This window comes from Stenotrophomonas sp. PS02301, from assembly GCF_029959485.1.
Classification (GTDB): Bacteria; Pseudomonadota; Gammaproteobacteria; order Xanthomonadales; family Xanthomonadaceae; genus Stenotrophomonas; species Stenotrophomonas maltophilia_Z.
Genome location: NZ_JASCOO010000170.1, coordinates 1 through 3,940, shown reverse-complemented (window position 1 = coordinate 3,940; position 3,940 = coordinate 1). Strand labels below are relative to the sequence as shown.

The window sequence follows — 3,940 nt, the reverse complement described above, 5'->3', positions numbered from 1 at the left end:
CCCGCAGGCGGCCGCGATCGGGCAGGGCATCAGGCGCGGGCGGCCTGGTCCAGCAGCCACTGGCTCAGCAGGCCGACCGGACGGCCGGTGGCCATGCCGCGCTTGCCTTCGTCGCTGGCCACGCCGGCGATGTCCAGATGAGCCCAGCGCTGGCCTTCGGCGAAGCGCGACAGGAAGCAGCCGGCGGTGATCGCACCGGCCCAGCGGCCGCCGATGTTGTAGATATCGGCGAAGCTGGAATCCAGCATCGGCTGGTACTCGTCCCACAGCGGCAGGCGCCAGGCGCGGTCGAACACGTGCTCACCGGCGGCCAGCAGCTCGTTGGCGAGGTCGTCGTGCTTGCTCATCAGGCCGGCGGTCTGGTGGCCCAGCGCCACCAGGCAGGCACCGGTCAGGGTGGCCACGTCGATCAGCGCGGCCGGCTCGAAGCGCTGCGCGTAGGTCAGCGCGTCGCACAGGATCAGGCGGCCTTCGGCGTCGGTGTTGCCCACTTCGATGGTCTTGCCCGACATCGAGGTGATCACGTCCGACGGGCGGTAGGCATTGCCGTCGATGGCGTTCTCGACCGCCGGCACCACCACCACCAGGTTGAGCGGCAGCTTGGCCGTCACGGCCGCGACGAAGGTGCCGATGACGTTGGCGCCACCGCACATGTCGTACTTCATCTCTTCGATGCCGCCCTGGGTCTTCAGATTGACGCCACCGGTATCGAACGTGATGCCCTTGCCGACCAGCACATAGGGCTTGGCGTCGCCGCCGTTGTTCCACTTCAGCACGACCAGGTGCGGGCGGTTGGCCGAGCCACGGGCCACGGCCAGCAGCGAGCCCATGCCCAGCGCTTCCATCTGGTGCTCGTCCAGCACCTCCGCTTCGGCGCCTGCATGCGCCTGCGCGAACGCGACCGAGGACTCGGCCAGGTAGGCCGGGGTGCAGACGTTCGGCGGCAGGTTGCCCAGCTCGCGGGCGTACTGCACGCCGGCGGCGATGGCCTGGCCCTGGGCCAGCGCCTGGGTGTCGGTGCCGGCGATGGCCAGCGTGGTCAGGCCCGGCTCGTCGGCCTTCTTCTTGCCCAGCGTGGCGCTGTAGCGGTAGGCGGCGTGGTCGGCGGTGATGATGGCCTGGCGGATGTTCCAGGCGGCATCGCGGCCCTTGACCTCGATCTCGGTCAGGGTGAACAGCGCCTGATGGTTGACGCCGCTCTTGAGGGCGCGGCTGGCATCGCCGACCGCCTTGAGGTACTGCGCCACGCCGAACTTGGCCGGCTCGCCCAGCCCGACCACGAGCACGCGTGCGGCGGTGACGCCGGGCAGATCGTGCAGCAGTGTCGTATTGCCGGTCTTGCCGCCCACGTCGCCGCGGGCGATCAGGGCCGACAGACGGCCACCGGACGCGGTGTCCAAGGCCTGTGCCGCGGGGCTCAGGGTCTGGTCGGCATAGGCGCCGACGATGACGCAATCGCACTCGGCCGAGGCCGGCGCTGCGTGGTTCAGGGTGAATTCCAGGGCCATTGATCAGATTCCGTTGGCAAAACCGTACAATCGCGAGCTGTTTACGTCCCGTCAGTAGACTGGGCAGCACCGCGAACGAATCCGAGAGTTTAAACCACCGCCCCATGTCGAAGCTCGATCGCTATCTCCTGCGTGATTTCGTCCAGAGTTTCCTGGCCACCCTCATCGTGTTGCTGGTGGTGAGTGTCGGCGGGGTCCTGGTGGACATCCTCGGCAACATCGCCGACGGCCGTCTGCCTGCCCGCCTGCTGTTCTCCCAGTTGGGCCTGCAGTTCATCGTCTACATGCCGCTGATCCTGCCGCTGGCGCTGATGCTGGGCCTGCTGCTGGCCACCGCGCGGCTCTACCGGGACTCGGAAATGGCGGTCATCACCGCCATCGGTGTCGGCCCCAAGCGCCTGCTGCGGCCCCTGATGATGCTGGTGGTGCCGGTGGTCGGCCTGATCGGGCTGTGCTCGCTGTGGCTGGGCCCCTGGGCCGACCGCACCAGCGAGACCATGATCGACGAGGCCAACCGCAGCGTGGTCATGGCCGGCCTGGAGGCCGGCAAGTTCACCCCGCTGCCCAACGGCGGCGTGGTCTACCTGGCCTCGGTCTCCCCCGACGGCACCCAGTTGGGCAAGGTGTTCCTGCAGCGCCAGAAGGAAGACCGCATCGAAGTGATCTCTGCCGACCACGGCCGGATGTACTTCGAGGGCGCCAAGCAGCGCTATCTGGAGCTGGATGACGGCCACCAGGTCGAGGGCCCGGCCAACGGTGCGCTGGATTACAAGCTGATGACCTTCGCCCGCAACGACGTGGCCATGCCCGACGGTGCCGAGACCCGCAAAGACGATGACCCCGAACTGCTGCGCACCACCGAGCTGTTCGGCGATGAGCGCCCGGAGGCCCAGGCCCAGCTTCACTCGCGCATCGCCCCGCCGCTGATCGCACTCGCCTTCGCCCTGATGACCCTGCCGCTGGCCCGCAGTTCGCCGCGGCAGCAGCGCTACGGCCGGATGATGCTGGCCTTCATGGCCTACATGGTGGGCATGAACCTGATGTTCATCGGCACCCGCTGGATCGCCGATGGCAAGATCCCCGCCGTGGCGGGCCTGTGGTGGCTGACGCTGCCGTTGCTTGCCCTCGCCCTGTGGATGTATTTCCGCGACGGCAAACTGTCGCGTCCCCGGAGGACCGCATGAACGTGTTGCGCCCCATGCGGTTTGATCTGTACTTGGGCCGTGCCGTGTTCGGCACCGTCCTGCTGACTTGGGCGGTGCTGGTCGGCCTGGACGTGGTCATGGCCTTCTCCGGGGAGTTCAAGGACGTTGGCAAGGGCAGCTACACCGTCGGCCACGCGGCCGCCTGGGTGCTCTACACCGTGCCTCGCCGCGCCTATACCTTCTTCCCGACCGCCGCCGTGATCGGCGCGCTGATGGGCCTGGGCCAGCTGGCCGCCACCTCCGAACTCACCGCACTGCGCGCGCTGGGCCTGTCGCGCAAGCGCCTGAGCGTCTCGGTGGCGATCGCGCTGTCGCTGATGACCGCGGTCATGGTGTTCAGCGGCGAAACGCTGGGCCCCTGGGGCCAGAGCAAGGCCGATGACGTCAAGATCAGCGCCAGATGGGGCAGCAGCCTGAGCGCGGCCCGCTATTCGGGCGTGTGGGCGCGGGAAGGCGATACCTTCCTCAACGCGATCAGCGGCGACGAGCAACTGCAGGCCGGGGGCGGCACGCGCCTGATCCTGCACGACGTGCGTCTGTACAAGATCGCCGACGACGGCCGCTTGGCCTCGATGACGTATGCCACCACCGCCGAACATGACGCCGGTGGCTGGGTGTTGAACAAGGTGCGCCGCGATATCTTCGGTGAGCGTTCGGCAACGCGCGAGACGGCCGAGTCCGAGCCATGGGATTCACGCTTGGATGCGGCGGCGCTGGCCAGCGGCATTTCCAAGCCACGCAATCTGACGGCGATGGATCTGCGTAACAGCATCGAGTACCGCAAGCGCAACGGGCTGGATGCGCGCGATTACGAGGATGTGTACTGGAGCCGTTGGTTCTATCCGATCAATGTGTTGGCGTTGTGCCTGGCGGCGATACCGTTCGCGTTCGGTTCGCTGCGCAGTGGCGGTATGGGCAAGCGGTTGTTCCTGGGCATTCTGTTCGCGTTGGGCTTCTGGTTGCTGCAGTTGTTCTTCGGCCGCATGGCCGGTGCGCTGAAGTTCGATTACCGGATTGCGTATGCGTTGCCGCCGATCGTGATGATGGTGGTGTCCGGGTTGTTGTTCCGACGTAAGTCGGGCTGATTCATCCGGCCGGCCTGGCGGCAAACGCCGAAGCCAAAGCCAAAGCGGCCACCATGTGCTGTCGAGCTAGGCGCGACGGGCTCGCCATTCCGGGACGCGCCGCAAGTACGTCCCTGTAGGCTCGTGTGCTGCCATCCATGGC

Annotated in this window: 3 protein-coding genes; 2 read left to right on the top strand and 1 reads right to left on the bottom strand. The window is 67.3% G+C overall.

Annotated features, from left to right (window positions below):
* Window positions 1-29 precede the first annotated feature (29 nt).
* Window positions 30-1,508: a leucyl aminopeptidase gene (locus QMX81_RS20555; RefSeq protein WP_121042607.1), complete on the bottom strand. Its 1,479-nt coding sequence runs from the start codon at window positions 1,506-1,508 to the stop codon at window positions 30-32.
* Between the two features lie 104 nt (window positions 1,509-1,612).
* Between QMX81_RS20555 and lptF the strand changes: the two genes are divergently transcribed.
* Window positions 1,613-2,692, top strand: coding sequence for an LPS export ABC transporter permease LptF (lptF, locus tag QMX81_RS20550; RefSeq protein ID WP_121042609.1), 1,080 nt, complete (start codon window positions 1,613-1,615; stop codon window positions 2,690-2,692).
* Window positions 2,693-2,706: 14 nt separating this feature from the next.
* Entirely contained in the window at window positions 2,707-3,798 is a 1,092-nt protein-coding gene (gene lptG, locus QMX81_RS20545) for an LPS export ABC transporter permease LptG (RefSeq protein ID WP_282264293.1), read from the top strand.
* Window positions 3,799-3,940: the final 142 nt, after the last annotated feature.